We start from the raw sequence: 15,796 nt of genomic DNA on the forward strand, positions 1-15,796 counted from the left end.
AGGTGCAGGCAGAACGAACACGTTAAAAAACCAGCAATCAGTAGCAGCCGGAATCCTCTCAGTTCCATCAATCGCGCTTCTCCTGAATCGCACGCACGATGTTAGCCGCTGGAATGAGCATTGGCTTCGAATAATACCCACCGAATGAATAAGCAGAAGTAAACACCTTACAAGAGATGACATTACGCTGACTTAACACCAGCAACAATTCACTGGCAGGCATAAAAATATTTGATACACCCTCATCTTCCTTTTTAAACGAGGACAATTTGGCCACATAAACATGCCCCGCTTCAGATCCAGAACTATCAAGCTCAACAAAATCCCCCACCAAATACTGAGCCAATTTATCAAAATCCTTAAACTCGACTTCCTTATCCAGAGAGCAGAACAAAGACTCGCCCAACTGACTTTCCCCGGTCGCATCCTGAAAAAAATTCAACAGATCGGTTTTCGAACCAAACTTAATACCTAAAGATGAGTGATCATCTCCACCACTGACAGAAATCAAGTCAATATCAATGACCGGAAGAACCGCTTGCTTAGTGCAAGAACAGCACAGCAGCAGCGTCAGAAAAACAAACAACGATTTCATTTCGAAGATTCCAAATACTGACTCAAACGTTCATACACAATATCGCATGCCGATTTACCACCCTGTAGCGTAGCGCCAAACATGACACCTGCCTGACGATGGTTGGCGTCTACCGCTTCGTTGATAGCTGGCCCAGCTGTCATAACCCAACGCTCGCCCATGCTGGCAACGTTATCAGATGAATCCGTTACCTTGGGAGAAGCCAATACATTCACCCAATAATCTGCCGAGGGCTTCGGTGTCGTGAAGTATATATCTGACACCATCCAGACACCTGTGCCACCGCCAACAGGATCAAGCGTTACCAATACCTTTACGGTGTAACCGCGTTCTTTCAAAATCGAAGTCAGATGTGCACCATTCCAACCACCCAAACTATGACCTACAACGACAATGTAGATCGACTTATCACCTTTCAAAGGACGCTCGACGTACTTTTTAATATCTTTTTCACCGCGAACGTCTTTGTAACTTATGTACGGCAGATTAACCTCAACTTTCTGCTCATTAGTGAGACGTTTCTCTAACTGCTTCCATGCATTCATCACGTTATGATGCGGCGGTTCATTTTGATAGTATTCTTCCTTATCCCCAGCCCCACCAACAAAGAACACTGCGACTTTTTTTACTTTAACCGCAGCCTGTTTTACGCTCTGATCAGTCTTGCAAGTCAACTCATGACCAGCCACTTCAGTTTTACAATCGTTGAGTGCGGGATTTTCGACTTCCATTTCGATCACTCTACGAACAGTTTAATAGTTTCGGCCAAATGCGAACTGACCATATGGGTAAAGCCCTGTTCATCGGTGATGCCATGCTCAACACGCCCATCACCTCGCTGAATCGCATAAGGGTGGTCGGGAATAGGTTCGCCCGTGGCTTCATTAACGACTTGCATCCGATCATTGAAATGCACTGGCATCGGCAACAATCCACTAAACGCCGCCCCTCCACCACTCTGTCCAATAATCACCGTGCCCGAACCTCCGACCACGACATTGCCGTGCCCACCGGTGCTGTCGAGGGTTGCGGCGTTCAGGCCGTTGATGAATACGGTGCCGGAAACAGCGCCGGTTATCGGGCTGCCACAGGCTGATTTGTCGGTCATGCGCGCGGCGGCAAGGCCGTCGAAGAAGACGTCGGGCGAGCCGGAAACGATCGGATTGGTGCCATGGCCTGGCAATGGGCAGGCGGTCGGGTCGGTGACGCGGGCGGCGGGTTTACCACTCAATTCAAAGCTCCTTGCTTCAGAGGTTCCGGGTGCGGCTGATGAATGTCGATGTCGGTCGCGGCGAAGCGCCAGCGATTGTCGACAGGGTCGAACAGTGCGTGGCAGTGCTCACGGCTGTCGGGGGATGTGGCAGTTTGCAGATGTCGCCAGGCTTCGTCGGTTTGCCAGGCCAATTCGGCCGGCGAGGCGTCGTCGAGCTCGTTGAGCCAGGCGTTGTAATTGCGCAGGTGATTACGCTCGTAGGTCGTTTGCAGCAGATCGGCCATTTGCACACCGAGGTCCAGATGATGTTCGGCAGTCCATTGGCCGATCTCGGAATAGACGTACCAGCCCATCGGCATCAACGTTCCGTCCTTGAGCAGCGAATGGTTGGCGGGGGCGACGAAACCGCAACAGATGTGCAGCGTCAGCCAGCCATGCTGCGCTTCGATAAACGCGTTCGGTTCGAATTGGCGTAATGCGATCACACGGTATTCATCCAGGCCGGCGCTGCGTGCCATGAGCTCGGCGTCGAGCCGCGACACAAACGCGCGAATGGCTTTGCCACCGGTGCGATTGACGATGCACAGGATGTCTACCGGTTGACGCTGAGGGTTGTCAGAGCAGCCTGAGTTTTTCACCAGGCCATACAGACGCATTGACGCCCGCAGTCCGCTCATCGCCGCTCACTCAGTGACGCAGCGAAGGCTCCACGGGCGTGGAGAAGTTTTGCCAGAAGCATTGCAGGTGTCGTCCGTGAGCGCGCAAAAATGGCGCGTAGAATGCCGGACTAGAGCGGTGGCGGCAATCAATTCAACATTGGATTGCCATCATGCCCTCAGCCTTCGGCAAATTCGCGCAACACCTTGCCATCCATGCGGTAGCGCACCCACTCTTCCTGCGGTTGCGCGCCGAGGGATTTGTAGAATTCGATGGCCGGGGTGTTCCAGTCCAGCACGCTCCATTCGAAGCGCCCGCAGTCATTGGCACAGGCAATTTTCGCCAGATGCCGCAACAGGGTTTTGCCGGCGCCGCCGCCGCGTTGTTCGGGGGTGATGTAGAGGTCTTCGAGGTACAGGCAATTGCTGCCGAGCCACGTCGAATAGCTGAAGAAAAACACCGCAAAACCGATCGGCACACCGTCACGCAGACAGATCAGGCCGTGGGCGGTGGCGCCTTCGCTGAACAGGCTGCGCTCGATGTCGGTGACGCTGGCGATGACTTCGTGGCGGGCCTTTTCGAAATCTGCCAGTTCGGTGATGAAGGCGAGGATTTGCGGAGCATCGCTGGGGGTCGCCGGGCGGATTTCGATCGTCATGGACGGGCCTTGTCGGAAAAAGGAAAACGCCATACTAAGGCCGTGGAAGGCGCTCGTCACACTCCATACCTGAAAGAGAACCTTGTGGTGAGGGGATTCATCCCCGATGGGTTGCGCAGCAGCCCTGAAAAATGCGAGTGCTTCGCACTCCATCGGGGATAAATCCCCTCACCACAGCAGTATCATTCGCTTCAAAAATTTGGATAAGACTTCAAGGATGCTCATGAACGCCACTGATTTCGCGCCGCTCATCTCACTCGCCGCCGAGTTGCTGCCCCACGCGCTGGAGCCGTCCGACGACGGCGCCCATGACCTCGCGCACCTGCAACGGGTCTGGCACAACGTCCGCACCTTGCAGGCCGAGGAAGGTGGGGACCTTGACGTGTTGCTCGCCGCCGTGCTGCTGCATGATTGCGTATCCGTCGAGAAGAACTCGCCGCTGCGCTCGCAGGCTTCGCGTCTCGCCGCAGAAAAAGCCGCCAACGTGCTGGCCGATCTGGATTGGCCCGAAAGCAAAATCAGCGCCGTCACCCATGCCATCGAAGCCCACAGTTTCTCCGCCAACATCACCCCACTCACCCTCGAAGCGAAACTGGTCCAGGACGCCGACCGTCTCGACTCGCTGGGCATGCTCGGCGTTGCCCGCACCTTCTACGTCGCCGGGCGCATGGGCAGTGCGTTGTACGACCCGCTCGACCCTGAAGCCAAGGAGCGCGACTACGATGACACACGCTTCTGCCTCGATCACTTTCAGACCAAGCTGCTGCATCTGGCCGATGGCTTCCAGACTGGCGCCGGTCAGCGTCTGGCGCAGATCCGCCATCAACGCCTGAAGGGTTTCATGGAGCAGTTCAAGGAAGAAATCGGCCTGGACTGATCATCCTGCGTCTCGACCGTTCGTCGTTCATCAGGCACCAATCCAATTCAAGGGCAGACCAAACACAGGTAAGGAATTCAATCACTGGAGAAGCCCTATGATCCCGTCAAGGTTGACTGCCCTCGTTTTCGCCGCCCTGCTGAGCCCTGCGGTTTTCGCCGCTTCTACCACCGCAACGGGCACAGGCCCCACCGATCCGGTTCCATCACCGCGCGCCCCGGCCATTAACAGTGCCCCAGGCATGAACACCGATGGCTCCGGGGTTCCGTTGATCAACCAGCCACCTGCCACCGGCACCGATCCCCGTACCCAAGGCAGTGACCCCGGTCGTCAGGGTGGCATGAACACCCCCGACTCCCCCGCAACACCCGATAACGCCGGCCCCGGCATTGGCTCGAAAACCACCACCGGTGGTTCGGGTTCAGAAGGCAGCGGCCAGTAGTTCGCCGACGCGAGCGTCCTATTCACATCCATGAAGAGGTAACCATGAACGTCGATAAAAACCTGGAAAAAGAAGTCCTCACCCGCCTGCTGCACGCCCATCCAAGCGGATTGGGCAAAGAGGTGCTGGACAATTATCGCGGCGAGAAAGTGGTGGCCAGTGCTCTCGCCGCCCTGCAGGATCGCGGACTGATCCACCATGGTCATGTGACCTGCAACGAGGCCGGCGAACATTCGTTGAATCTGCCGATCAAGCTCAGTGCGGCTGGCGTTGAAGCGGCGCGAAAGCTTGATGTCTAGAAGCTGTGGTTGTGTGAAAGCATGATCGTGTAGGAGCTGCCCCAGGCTGCGATCTTTTGATCTTGTTTTTTAAAATCAAAGGATCGCAGCCTTCGGCAGCTCCTACACATGAAACCCATCTACCGATGCAAGGAGAAATCCGATGCCTCGTGGAAGCAAAGACAAATACACCGCCGAACAGAAGCGCAAGGCCGAACACATCGAAGACAGCTATGAGAAAAAAGGCTTGTCGAAGGATGCAGCCGAAGCGCGGGCCTGGGCGACGGTCAACAAACAGTCGGGCGGCGGCGAAAAGGCTGGTGGTGCCGGACGCAAGAAACCGGCGAGTGCCAAGTCCGAAGATCGCAAGGAGTCGTCACGACGGGCAGTAGCCAGTCGCGAGGGGCATTCGCGTGACAGCAAGGCTTCGCGGGAGACGCAGACTGTCGACAGTCTGCGCAAAGAGGCGCGGGCGAAGAACATTGCCGGGCGCTCTTCGATGCGCAAGGATGAGTTGATTGCGGCGTTGCGCAAAGCGGGCTGATCCATATTTTTTGCTGAGCCGTATGGCCCCTTCGCGAGCAGGCTCGCTCCCACAGAGGGATTTGTGAACGACGCAAATCACCTTGTGGGAGCGAGCCTGCTCGCGAAAGCATCAGATCAGTCGCTGCTGGACTCGCGGATAAACCCATCCACTTCAGCCGCCCCCGGCGCAGTCGCCGGCCCCCAACGCGTCACCGCCAAAGCCGCCGCCGCATTCGCCCGCCGCGCCGCTTCATTGGCGTTCAAACCCTGCGCCAACCCGGCGACAAACACCCCTGCATGGGCATCGCCCGCCCCGTTGCTGTCCACGGCTTTAACCGCAAACCCCGGAACATGCCGACGCTCGCCACGCTGCTGAATCCAGCAACCCTGTGGCCCATCGCGCACCACCATCAGCACATCCTTGGGCAGATGATCCGCTAACCGGTCCAGCGCTTGAGCAATGTCTGCAGCCTCGGTAAAGCGCAACGCCTCGACGCTGTTGCTGGTCCACACATCAATGCGCGGCAGCAGCGCCCGCATCAACGGCGAGTCCGGCGACTCGACCAATGGCCCCGGATCAAACACCACGTTGATCGCCTGCGGCAGCGCCAGCGTCCAGTCCAGCAGGGCTTGCGCCTTACCGGTATGCAGCAGGCTGTAACCGCTCACATAAACGTAATCGCCCGCCTCGGCCGCCACGCTGTTCAAGTCCTCTTCGGTGACCTCACCTTCAGCGCCGATGTAGGAAATGAAGCTGCGCTCGGCCGATGAGTCGGTCAGCGCCACACACAATCCAGTGTCGCGCTGTGCGGGTTGTTCGATACCGATTTGAATGCCTTCAGCGTTCATCGCCTGACGCGCCAGATCACCAAAACGCCCGGTGCCGTGGCGACCGAGATAGACCACCGGCAAACCATTACGCACGGCAGCCGCCATCACGTTGAAACCGCCGCCAGCCTCGAAAGCGGCAGACTGCGCCAGCACATCGCCGCCGATTTGCGGCAGCTGATCCACGGCCATGACCAGGTCGATGATGACCTGGCCGGTGTGCAGCATCTTAGGCATGAGCATTCTCGACTTGCGCGGCGCGACGATCTTTCGCCCCGCCGAGAACCAGGTAAATGCCACCGGCGACTACGAAGGTCACGATCCAGCCCAGACCGTTGTGCCCCAGCCACGAGTCGGACAAAAAGCCCTTGAACCAGACGTTCTCGGCGGTGGTGCCGATGGTGGTAAAGCTGAAGCCGAGCACGATGGCAATCGCCCACGCGCCGAACGCGCGCCACTCGATGCCGCCGCGATACCAGTAGGCGCTGCTCGGGCTGACGTCGAGCAAGTCTTTGGGGCTGTAGTAATGACGGTGAAGCAGGTCAACGACGAAGATCCCGACCCACGCAGTGATCGGCACCGCCAGCAGCGAAATGAAGGTAATGAACGGGCCATAGAAGCTGTCGGCGATCAGCATGAAGTAGATCGAGCCGGCGAAGATCGCCACGATGTCGACCACCACCGCGTAGACGCGTTTGACCTTGAGGCCGAGGGTCAGCGTGGTCAAACCGGCGGAGTACACCGAGAGGTTGTTCGACAGCAGCAGGCCGCCGAATGCAGTGATCAGGTACGGCACGGCCATCCAGGTCGGCAGCATGTCGCGGATCGCCACGATCGGGTCAGTCGCCGATGCCAGATCGTTGTTGCCCACCGACAGCAGGCCGCCGAGGGTGATCAGCAGCACCAGTGGAATCCCCGCACCGAACGCCGCCGAGGCGACCAGCCGCACAGCCTTGACGCTGCGGTGTTGATAGCGCGACATGTCGGCACCGGCGTTGGCCCAGCCGATCCCGGTGCCGGCAGCCATGGTGCCGATGCCGATGATCATCGCGCTCAGCGGCGCCGGGGTGGCATTGAACACCGCGCTCCAGTCGATGGTGGCGCAGAGGAAGCCGCCAACCAGAATGTTCAGCGCGCCGAACACGTAGGTCGCCCACTTCTGGATCACCAGCAAGGTGGCGTGACCGAGGCCGGAAACCGACAGGGTCAGCAGAACGAAAATCGCGATGAAGATCAGCGTCAGCACTGGTGCGCTTTTCGCTTCAACCGGCGAGCCGAACAGGATCGAACACAGCGATAGCAGCACGAACGCGGCGGTGGTGGTGTTGACGGTTTCCCAACCCAGACGCGACATCAGCGAGACCAGCGTCGGGCCGATGTTGCCGCGCACGCCGAAGATCGCCCGCGACAGGGTCAGGCTCGGCGCACGGCCACGGCGGCCGGCAATCGAGATGATCCCGACCACGGCGAACGAACCGGCGGCGCCGACGATGGCAACGATTATCGCCTGCCAGATCGCCAGCCCGCGAAACGCCACCAGCGTGGCGCCCAATGGCAGACCGAGAATGGAAATGTTGGCGGCGAACCAGACCCAGAACAGTTGCAGCGGATGACCGTTGCACTCGGCTTCCGGCACCGGCTCAATGCCGCGGGTTTCCAGTTGCCCGGCGCTTGGCCCGGCGTTTGATGAACTCATGAACAGTGCTCCTGTTTGCCTTTATTGTGGTTGTGGCAATGACTCAAAATTTATTGCTCTTGTGGCGAGGGAGCTTGCTCCCGCTCGGCTACGCAGCAGTCGTAATCCAGACAATGGGGTATGTCTGACACAGGGTGCCGGCAGGGTTTGGGGCCGCTTCGCAGCCCAGCGGGAGCAAGCTCCCTCGCCACAGTTATATGCTCAACGCAGAGCCAACAGCCCCTGCACCAACGGTTCAAGCTCCAGATGATTGACCGCCTTGATCGTGGCAAGCATCGGCGCCGGCCAGCTCTCAAGGCCCAGGCAGGCCCCGAGCATGGCGCCAAGAATCGCCGCGATGGTGTCAGTGTCGCCGCCAAGGCTGGCGGCCATGCACAACGCTTCGAACGCACTCATCTCGCCAACGGCTACTTGCTGCGCCAGGGCGAACGACACCACCACCGATTCCTGCGAGGCCACCGAAGTGCCGATCACGTCGTACAGCAGATCCGCCAGCAGCGCCTTGTCACTGTCGACGCTGATGGTTCGCGCCCAACTGATGCGCGAAGCGATGCGCCCACCGGCCATCCAGTGCCCATGCGCCTCGGCCTGCTGCGCAATCTGCTGGCCGAGGTTCAATGCCTCGCCCAGATCCATGCCGTTGATCCCGGCCGAGACCACTGCCGCGACGGCCGCCGCGCTGGAAATCCCCAGCGTGGTGTTGTGCGTGACCTGACAGGCCTGGACCACGGCTGCGATGAAACGCTCGGGATCGGCGACGTCTCCCGCGATGCCCACCGGAGTAATGCGCATGGCCGCGCCGTTGGTGGTGCCGTAACGCCCGGCCTCCTCCGGCGAGTGACCGGCGAGGATCATTTCAATGGCGCGTTTGGTCGATGGCCCGAGCAGGTCCTGCGAACCCTTGGCCTGCATCTCGGCTTCCCACTCGATCAGCCGTTGGGCGAGGACTTCCGGCTCGATGCGGCCCTTGCCTTCGACCAGCAACTCGCCGACCAGAATTGCCTGTTCGGTGTCGTCGGTGATCGAGCCTTTGGGCATGTTGGCGGCGATCGGTTGCAGAGGACCGGCGTCCTGCAGGTCGGTGATCCGGCCGAAGCGGGTCTTGATCGTTTCGCGGTTCAGCGATTGTGTCGGCATGCCCAGCGCATCACCGAGGGCCAGGCCATAAAACGCACCGAGGGCACGGTTGAGCGCAGTCATTTCGATTCTCCAAATTGCAGGTGCAGGCGGAAATGCACCGGGTCGAGCAGGCTTTCGACCTGCTCCATGAAACGGTTCTGCCGGTCGTAGGTGGTACGCAGGGCCTTGAGGAACACGGTGCCGACCGGGCGCCCGAGCAGTTCGGCGTCTTCGGCGTTGAGTGGTTCGGCGCCGATCCACTGATCGCCGCGCTCGCCGATGTAGCCGTAGGCAGCGAGGGTGATGGTCAGCGAGTTGTCGATCAGACCGACCCGCGGCAGGCTTTCCAGGCCGCCGGTGGCCGGCATCAAAGAGCGTTCGAGGGACACCAGCGTGCCGTCGTTGGAACGACGACGGCGATCGAGGGTGATGAATTGGTCGGTGCCGAAGCGCGAAAGCAAATCAGGCCGCGTCACCGCTTCCAGGCGCAGCACTTCGGTGTTGATCAGCGCCCCGCTGTCGGCCAACGCCTGCGCCCAGCCGCTGCGCTGATCGAGCGCGACACCATCGAAGGTGACGATCGAGCCGACCCCGCTTTGCGTGGCGATGTAATTGCGCCGCTTCAGTTCGGCCAGCGCTTCGCGCAAGGTGCCACGGCTGACGTTGAATTCCTGAGCCAACTGATGCTCGCCGGGCAACAGAAAGCCGTCCTCCATGAGGCCGCTTTCGATGCGCCGGACGAGTTCGTCGACCACCCGTTGTTTCTTGTCAAATCGTACCTGTCTAATCATGTACAAAGTGATACCCGAAACGGGCGCAGAGGGGCAAGAGGTTTTTAGGGGTTCAGACAGAAGGAATGCATAACTGTGGCGAGGGAGCTTGCTCCCGCCGGGCTGCGGAGCGGCCCCAAAACCGGTGACAAGGGTGAGTCTGACACACCGCACTGTCCGGATTTGCGACTGCTGCGCAGCGGAGCGGGAGCAAGCTCCCTCGCCACAAAATTATGCTTCGACAGATAGAATCAGCGTTGTTTGAGGCGATCGATGACGACGGCCAGTAACAGAATCGAACCGCGAATCACATACTGATAAAACGTATCAATGTTCTTCAGGTTCATCGCGTTCTCGATGATCGCCAGAATCAGCACCCCGGCAATCACGTGGCGGATCATGCCGATCCCGCCGCTCAGCGACACGCCGCCGAGCACGCATGCCGAGATCACCGTCAGCTCGAAACCCTGGCCGATCATCGGCTGCCCGGAAGTCATGCGCGACGCCAGAATCACCCCGGCCAGCGCACCGATCACACCGTGCACGGCGAAGATGATGATCTTGGTCCGGTCAACGTTCACCCCGGCGAGCAACGCCGCCTCCTGGTTGCCACCGATGGCCATGGTGTTGCGCCCGTAGGTGGTGTAGTTCAGCAGCCAGCCGAAAAACAGGAAGCAGACGATGGTGATCAGGATCGGCACCGGCACGCCGAACAACTGGCCGTTGCCGAAGACGAAGAACGATTCCTGCGACACGCCCACTGCTTTGCCGTTGGCAAAAATGTACGCCAGGCCGCGAACGATCTGCATGGTCGCCAGCGTGGTGATCAACGCGTTGACCCGCAACTTGGCAATCACGATGCCGTTGATCAGCCCGACAATCAGGCCCATCACCAGCGCCGCGCTGACGCCGAGGAACACGCTGTTGGTGTCGCGCATCACCACCGCCGCCACCACACCGGCGCAGGCGATCACCGAGCCCACCGACAAGTCGAAGTGCCCCGACGCCAGGCAGTAGAGCATGGTGCACGCGGCGATGCCGGTAGTGGAAATCGCCAGGCCCAGCCCGCGCATGTTCAGCGGCGAGAGGAAGTTGTCGATTAGCAAGGTGCAGGCGACGAAGATGCCGATGGCCGCCAGCAGCATGACCCAGTCGTCGAGGAAGCGCCGCAGGTCCAGCGGTTTGCGGGGAGTCGGCAGCGCCTTGTTTTGGATGGTCATCATAGTCACCTCTCAGTTCGCCACGCCGTCAGCGCGATGGCGCGGCAAAGCCAGTTGCAGCAGGTTGGATTCATTGGCCTGGTCGCGGCTGACTTCGCCGCGCAGCGCGCCTTCGCAGAGCACCAGAATGCGGTCGGAAATGCCCATCACCTCCATGAGGTCGCTGGACACCACGATCACCGAAATACCGTCGGCGGCCAGGTTATGGATGATCTGGTAGATCTCGGCCTTGGCGCCGATGTCGATGCCGCGAGTCGGCTCGTCGAGCAGCAGCACCTTCATCGGCATCGACAGCCAGCGGCCGAGAATCGCCTTCTGCTGATTGCCGCCGGACAGGAATTTGATCTGCTGACCGGCGTGCGGAGTTTTGACTTTCAGCGCCTTGATCTGCTTGTCAGCGTTGCCCTTCTCCCACAGCCCGCGCAGCAGGCAGCCGAGGCTGGCATTGGCACCGCGCGCGCTGATGTTGATGTTCTCGGCAACGCTGGCCAGCGGGATAATCCCCTCCTTTTTGCGGTCCTCAGGGCACAGCAGAATCCCGGCGGCAATCGCGTCGCGCGGCGAACGCAGCTTCAGTTCATGGCCGCGCAGTTCGAGGCGTCCGGCGGTGTTGCGTTCAAGCCCGCTGAGCAAGCGAAACAGTTCGGTGCGCCCGGCCCCGACCAGGCCGAACAGCCCGAGAATCTCGCCCTTGTGCGCCTCGAAACTCACCGGCTCACGCAGCCCCGGACCGAGCAAACCGTCGACCTTCAACGCCACCGCGCCGCGTGGACGACTGCGGTAATCGTAGATGTCCTGGATGTCGCGGCCGACCATGCAGGTCACCAGTTGATCGTGGGTCAACTGGCTCATGTCATCGAAGGTGCGCACGTAACGGCCGTCCTTGAACACCGTCACCGCATCGCAAATGCGGAACACTTCTTCCATGCGATGCGAGACGTAGAGCACCACTTTGCCCTCATCGCGCAGGCGGCTGATGATCGCCATCAAACGGTCGATCTCGCGCGCCGAGAGGCTGCTGGTCGGCTCATCGAAGGCGATCACATGCGCGCCACGGGACAGCGCCTTGGCGATTTCCACCAGTTGCCGCTGGCCGAGCGACAGGCGCCCGACCTTGGTCTGCGGATCGATTTCATCGGCCAGGCCCTTAAGGCAGGCCAAGGCATTCTGGCGCAGCAGGCCGCGATTGATCAGGCCGAAACTGGCCGGCAGATGACCGAGAAACAGGTTCTCGGCCACGCTCATTTCCGGCACCAGATGCAGCTCCTGGTGAATCACCGCGACGCCGCTGCCGATGCTGTCGGCGGTCGACTTGAAGGCCATGGTCTGCTCGCCGATCTGCAGCTCACCACTGCTCGGGATGTAGGCGCCGCCGAGGATTTTCAGCAGGGTGGATTTGCCGGCACCGTTCTCGCCCATCAAGGCGTGCACCTGCCCCGGATGGGCGACGAAGCTGATGGCGTCCAGCGCCTTGACCCCGGGGAAGGTCTTGCCGATCCCGTTGAAGCGCAGGCTGCCGCCGGCGCTGCTTGCATGTGTCTGTACTTGCGCGTGCATCTGAGTCACCTCTTCACACCGATCGAGCAGCCATCAATTCCACAGGCCGATTTTTTCCAGCTCTTGCTTGAAGTTCTCACGGGTGATCAGGGTGACGTCGTCCATCGCTGTGTACTTCGGCGGTTCTTTGCCGGTGGTGACCCACTCGTACATCATCTCGGCAGTCTTGTAGCCTTCGATGTGCGGGCTAGGCAGCATCGAACCGAAGAAACCGCTGTTGGGCTTTTTCAGCTCGCCGATGGCGTCGGTGCCATTGATGCCGATACCGATCACGTTGGCCGCAGCGAACCCGGCGGCTTCGGTGGCCCGTACGCCGCCGAGCACGGTGTTGTCGTTCATGCCGCCAATGATCAGGTTCTTCGCTGCGCTGGGCAGCTTGACCAGCGCCGAGTTGGTGGCGTCCATGCTGCCCGGCACGTCGAGAGTTTTCAGCGCAGCGGTCAAGATGTGGTCTTTCGGCAGGCCGGCGTCTTCGAGCGCCTTCATCGAACCGTCGGTGCGCTTCTTGCCGGTATCGAGTTCGTTGTAGGTGTTGACCACCGCGTAGGTGTCTTTCCAGTCCCAGTTGCGTTTCTTCGCCTCGGCGACCATCGCGTTGCCCTGCTTCTGGCCTACTTCGAATGCGGCCATGCCGAGGTACGGAACGTCCTCCATGAACTTGCCGTTGGCGTCGACGAAACGATCGTCCACGGCAATCACTTTGAGGTCATTGAGTTTGGCTTTGGCCATGATCGCCGGGCCAAGCGAGACGTCCGGCGGGCAGATCACGAACCCTTTGGCACCGTTGGCGGCGAGGCTGTCGATGGCCGAGAGGGTTTTCTCGCCGTCTGGAACGGCGATCTTGATCAGTTCGAAGCCTTTATCCTTGGCGGCTTTTTCGGCGAAAGCCCACTCGGTCTGGAACCACGGCTCTTCAGCCTGCTTGACCAGAAAACCGATTTTCACGGCATCGGCAGCCAGCAGCGTACTGCTGAGACTGAATGCGGTGACCGCCAGCGCGGCACTGCACAGGGTACGAATCCCGAAACGACGTTTCATAAGCTGACTCCTTGTTATTTTTTTTGAGCAAATTAAACAGTTTGTGGCGAGGGAGCTTGCTCCCGCTGGGCTGCGAAGCGGCCCTCAAACCGGTTACCTCGGTCAATCAAACACACCGCGCAGCCCGAATTTACGACTGCTGCGCAGCCGAGCGGGAGCGAGCTCCCTCGCCACAGGTGTGGTGGCGTGACACGTACTGCTGCAAAGCCTGTTGAAAATAGTCATATCGTATGATGATTGGATTTCAGTCGGAGTTCACCGACTGAAACCGATCCTTTCAGTCGTGGTACATCACCGAGCGCCCACCATCGATGGTGATGCACGAGGCGTTGATGAACGGCGCTTCATCACTGGCCAGAAACACGGCGGTCATCGCCACTTCGAGCGGCTGGCCGATGCGTTTCGGCGGGTGCAGATCGAATGCTCGCTGACGCTCGGCGTGCGGATCGGCGAAGCCGTTCCAATAATCGACATTCAGTTGCGTCTCGATGTAGCCCGGGGCGATGGCGTTGACCCGAACGCCCTTCGCCGCGTATTCGATGCCCAGCGCCCGGGTCAGCCCAAGCAGGCCGTGCTTGGCCACCGGATACGGGAAGCAGCCGGGAATGATGTGGCTGGAATGGGTCGAGGCGATGTTGATGATGCTGCCGACGCCCTGCTCGATCATCTGTGGCAGCACGGCTTTGCAGCCGTACCAGGCGCCGTCCAGATCAATGGCGAAGCAACGACGCCAGTCTTCTTCGGTCATTTGCAGCGGGTCGCGGAACACGTTGACCCCGGCGCAATTGACCAGCACGTCGATGCGCCCGTGCAGCTCGATCGCCCGTCTGGCCATGGCGTGCAAGTCCTGCTGGTGCGAGACGTCAGCCTTGATCGCCTGCACGTCGTAGCCCTTGTCGCGCCACTGGGCGGCAACCTTCTCGACTTTCTCCGCCTGAATATCGCTGATCACCAGTCTGGCCTGCTGCGAGGCGAAGGTGGCAACGATGGCTTCGCCGATGCCTTGAGCGGCACCGGTCAGCAGCACCACTTTATTTTTCAAACGCTCACCCTTCGGCGGCGCGGGCACCGGCGGCAAGGAAAGAGGTTCAGCCATGGATCAGGACTCCTGTTCGTCAGCACAAAAAAACCGGGCATCTGTCGATGTCCGGTCTGGAAGACTGTGAAAACGAAACAGGCAGGCGCGGCGAGCGACGCCGGGCCGTTGCGAGACGCTGACTCCGCTGAGGAGTGCGATAGAGATTCGCTGCATCACTTCACCTGTTTTGTTCTTTTTAAGTGTGAGTGCGTGTTACTGCTGGAGCCGACTATAAACCCGACCGACAAATAATCTCAATATATAATTTTGCATCCCATATTTTGGGATTCAGCCTGCAAACCGCGTGCAGAGTTTGCCCGCCACATCGACGCGCATCGACAGGACTGCGCCATCCAGCGGATGGTTGTGCGGACTCTGGGCGCTGGTGATGTACAGGGTTTTCAGGTCTTCGCCGCCGAATACGCAACTGGTTGGCCGGCTGACAGGCAGATCGATTTTGCGGTCGACCTTGCCGTCCGGCGTCAGGCGCAACAGGCAACTGCCGTCCCAACGGGCGTTCCAGACATAACCCTCGGCGTCGACTGCCGATCCGTCCGGGCCACCATTCTGGTCAGGGCCATACCAGATCTCGGCGTTATCCAGATTGCCATCGGTGTGAATGAAATAGCGATTGAGCGCCCCGTCGAGGCTGTCGCCGAACAGCAGTCTGGTGCCGTCGTCGCTCCACAACAGCGTGTTGGGAATGCCGAGACCGAGCAGCAATGGCGTGACACGCTGGTCGGGATCAATGCGAAACAAGCCACCGGAACGACGCTCAATCGGCAGGTCTTCGCCGTTGTCGCCGATGTTGTTCTGCATGGTGCCGAGCCACAGTCGCCCCTGACCATCGCAGCGTGCCTCGTTGGGCCGATTGCCCGGTTGCGGGTCGGCGATGCAGAACAACGTCAGGCGTGGTTCGAGGCCCGGGGAATCGAGGTCCAGACGATAGACACCGCTGCTCAGGGTCACCAGCGCATCGCCGCTGGCACAGGGGATGAACGCGGAAACGTGCTCGGGCATCTGCCAGATCTGCACATTGTTGCCGATCAGCCGCAGCGCCTGCTTGCCAGCGATATCGACCCAGTACAGCGCCTGGGTCGGGGCGTCCCAGAATGGCCCTTCGCCGAGCTTGGCGCGGTGTTGGGTTACGGCGGTCAACGGCATATTGAATCCTTCATATTGTTTTAACTGTAGGAGTGAGCCTGCTCGCGATAGCGGTGTGCCACTCGCCATCAACATCATTGA

At 59.8% G+C, this 15,796-nt stretch carries 18 protein-coding genes; 4 read left to right on the top strand and 14 right to left on the bottom strand.

From position 1 onward, the window contains the following. Positions 1 to 67: 67 nt before the first annotated feature. The 5 genes from LOY52_RS19150 to LOY52_RS19170 form a co-directional block, all read right to left on the bottom strand. Positions 68 to 595 carry a hypothetical protein gene (locus tag LOY52_RS19150; RefSeq protein ID WP_258675613.1) on the bottom strand — a complete coding sequence of 176 codons (528 nt, stop codon included), beginning with the start codon at positions 593 to 595 and terminating at the stop codon, positions 68 to 70. After that, positions 592 to 1,326, bottom strand: a complete 735-nt coding sequence (locus tag LOY52_RS19155; protein WP_258675614.1) for an alpha/beta hydrolase — start codon at positions 1,324 to 1,326, stop codon at positions 592 to 594. The genes LOY52_RS19150 and LOY52_RS19155 overlap by 4 nt, the downstream gene beginning before the upstream one ends. Positions 1,327 to 1,331: 5 nt before the next feature. Continuing rightward, positions 1,332 to 1,826 carry a PAAR domain-containing protein gene (locus LOY52_RS19160; protein ID WP_103484718.1) on the bottom strand — a complete coding sequence of 165 codons (495 nt, stop codon included), beginning with the start codon at positions 1,824 to 1,826 and terminating at the stop codon, positions 1,332 to 1,334. Next, entirely contained in the window at positions 1,823 to 2,485 is a 663-nt protein-coding gene (locus tag LOY52_RS19165; RefSeq protein ID WP_258675615.1) for a hypothetical protein, read from the bottom strand. Before LOY52_RS19165 ends, LOY52_RS19160 begins: the two co-directional genes overlap by 4 nt. A gap of 158 nt (positions 2,486 to 2,643) precedes the next feature. After that, positions 2,644 to 3,123, bottom strand: a complete 480-nt coding sequence (locus LOY52_RS19170; RefSeq protein ID WP_003226995.1) for a GNAT family N-acetyltransferase — start codon at positions 3,121 to 3,123, stop codon at positions 2,644 to 2,646. A gap of 223 nt (positions 3,124 to 3,346) precedes the next feature. Here LOY52_RS19170 and LOY52_RS19175 point away from each other — a divergent pair, with 223 nt between their 5' ends. The 4 genes from LOY52_RS19175 to LOY52_RS19190 all read left to right on the top strand — a co-directional run bounded on the left by LOY52_RS19175 (position 3,347) and on the right by LOY52_RS19190 (position 5,264). Next, positions 3,347 to 4,000, top strand: a complete 654-nt coding sequence (locus tag LOY52_RS19175; protein ID WP_258675616.1) for an HD domain-containing protein — start codon at positions 3,347 to 3,349, stop codon at positions 3,998 to 4,000. A gap of 97 nt (positions 4,001 to 4,097) precedes the next feature. Next, positions 4,098 to 4,442 (top strand): hypothetical protein, encoded by a 345-nt coding sequence (locus tag LOY52_RS19180; RefSeq protein WP_258675617.1) that lies wholly within the window; start codon positions 4,098 to 4,100, stop codon positions 4,440 to 4,442. Between the two features lie 44 nt (positions 4,443 to 4,486). Further along, on the top strand, positions 4,487 to 4,741 hold the full coding sequence (locus tag LOY52_RS19185) for a hypothetical protein (RefSeq protein ID WP_007961959.1): 255 nt from the start codon (positions 4,487 to 4,489) through the stop codon (positions 4,739 to 4,741). A 142-nt stretch (positions 4,742 to 4,883) separates the two neighbouring features. Then, positions 4,884 to 5,264 (top strand): Rho termination factor N-terminal domain-containing protein, encoded by a 381-nt coding sequence (locus LOY52_RS19190; RefSeq protein WP_258675618.1) that lies wholly within the window; start codon positions 4,884 to 4,886, stop codon positions 5,262 to 5,264. A gap of 116 nt (positions 5,265 to 5,380) precedes the next feature. Here the strand turns inward: LOY52_RS19190 and LOY52_RS19195 are convergent, their stop codons facing one another. The 9 genes from LOY52_RS19195 to LOY52_RS19235 all read right to left on the bottom strand — a co-directional run bounded on the left by LOY52_RS19195 (position 5,381) and on the right by LOY52_RS19235 (position 15,715). Continuing rightward, positions 5,381 to 6,310, bottom strand: a complete 930-nt coding sequence (locus LOY52_RS19195) for a PfkB family carbohydrate kinase (RefSeq protein ID WP_258675619.1) — start codon at positions 6,308 to 6,310, stop codon at positions 5,381 to 5,383. Then, positions 6,303 to 7,769: a cytosine permease gene (locus tag LOY52_RS19200; RefSeq protein ID WP_258675620.1), complete on the bottom strand. Its 1,467-nt coding sequence runs from the start codon at positions 7,767 to 7,769 to the stop codon at positions 6,303 to 6,305. Before LOY52_RS19200 ends, LOY52_RS19195 begins: the two co-directional genes overlap by 8 nt. Positions 7,770 to 7,970: 201 nt before the next feature. Further along, positions 7,971 to 8,969 carry an ADP-ribosylglycohydrolase family protein gene (locus LOY52_RS19205; RefSeq protein ID WP_258675621.1) on the bottom strand — a complete coding sequence of 333 codons (999 nt, stop codon included), beginning with the start codon at positions 8,967 to 8,969 and terminating at the stop codon, positions 7,971 to 7,973. Further along, positions 8,966 to 9,679, bottom strand: a complete 714-nt coding sequence (locus LOY52_RS19210) for a GntR family transcriptional regulator (protein WP_027612372.1) — start codon at positions 9,677 to 9,679, stop codon at positions 8,966 to 8,968. The genes LOY52_RS19205 and LOY52_RS19210 overlap by 4 nt, the downstream gene beginning before the upstream one ends. A gap of 230 nt (positions 9,680 to 9,909) precedes the next feature. Further along, positions 9,910 to 10,878, bottom strand: a complete 969-nt coding sequence (araH, locus tag LOY52_RS19215) for an L-arabinose ABC transporter permease AraH (protein WP_027612371.1) — start codon at positions 10,876 to 10,878, stop codon at positions 9,910 to 9,912. Between the two features lie 12 nt (positions 10,879 to 10,890). Next, positions 10,891 to 12,435: an L-arabinose ABC transporter ATP-binding protein AraG gene (araG, locus tag LOY52_RS19220; protein WP_041069226.1), complete on the bottom strand. Its 1,545-nt coding sequence runs from the start codon at positions 12,433 to 12,435 to the stop codon at positions 10,891 to 10,893. Positions 12,436 to 12,468: 33 nt separating this feature from the next. After that, positions 12,469 to 13,473, bottom strand: coding sequence for a substrate-binding domain-containing protein (locus LOY52_RS19225; protein WP_027612369.1), 1,005 nt, complete (start codon positions 13,471 to 13,473; stop codon positions 12,469 to 12,471). Positions 13,474 to 13,750: 277 nt separating this feature from the next. Beyond that, complete coding sequence (locus LOY52_RS19230) at positions 13,751 to 14,569, bottom strand: SDR family oxidoreductase (protein WP_258675622.1); 819 nt, start codon at positions 14,567 to 14,569, stop codon at positions 13,751 to 13,753. A gap of 270 nt (positions 14,570 to 14,839) precedes the next feature. After that, positions 14,840 to 15,715: an SMP-30/gluconolactonase/LRE family protein gene (locus tag LOY52_RS19235; protein WP_258675623.1), complete on the bottom strand. Its 876-nt coding sequence runs from the start codon at positions 15,713 to 15,715 to the stop codon at positions 14,840 to 14,842. Positions 15,716 to 15,796 lie beyond the last annotated feature (81 nt).

The sequence above is a fragment of the Pseudomonas sp. B21-051 genome (genome assembly GCF_024748795.1).
Lineage (GTDB): Bacteria > Pseudomonadota > Gammaproteobacteria > Pseudomonadales > Pseudomonadaceae > Aquipseudomonas > Aquipseudomonas putida_A.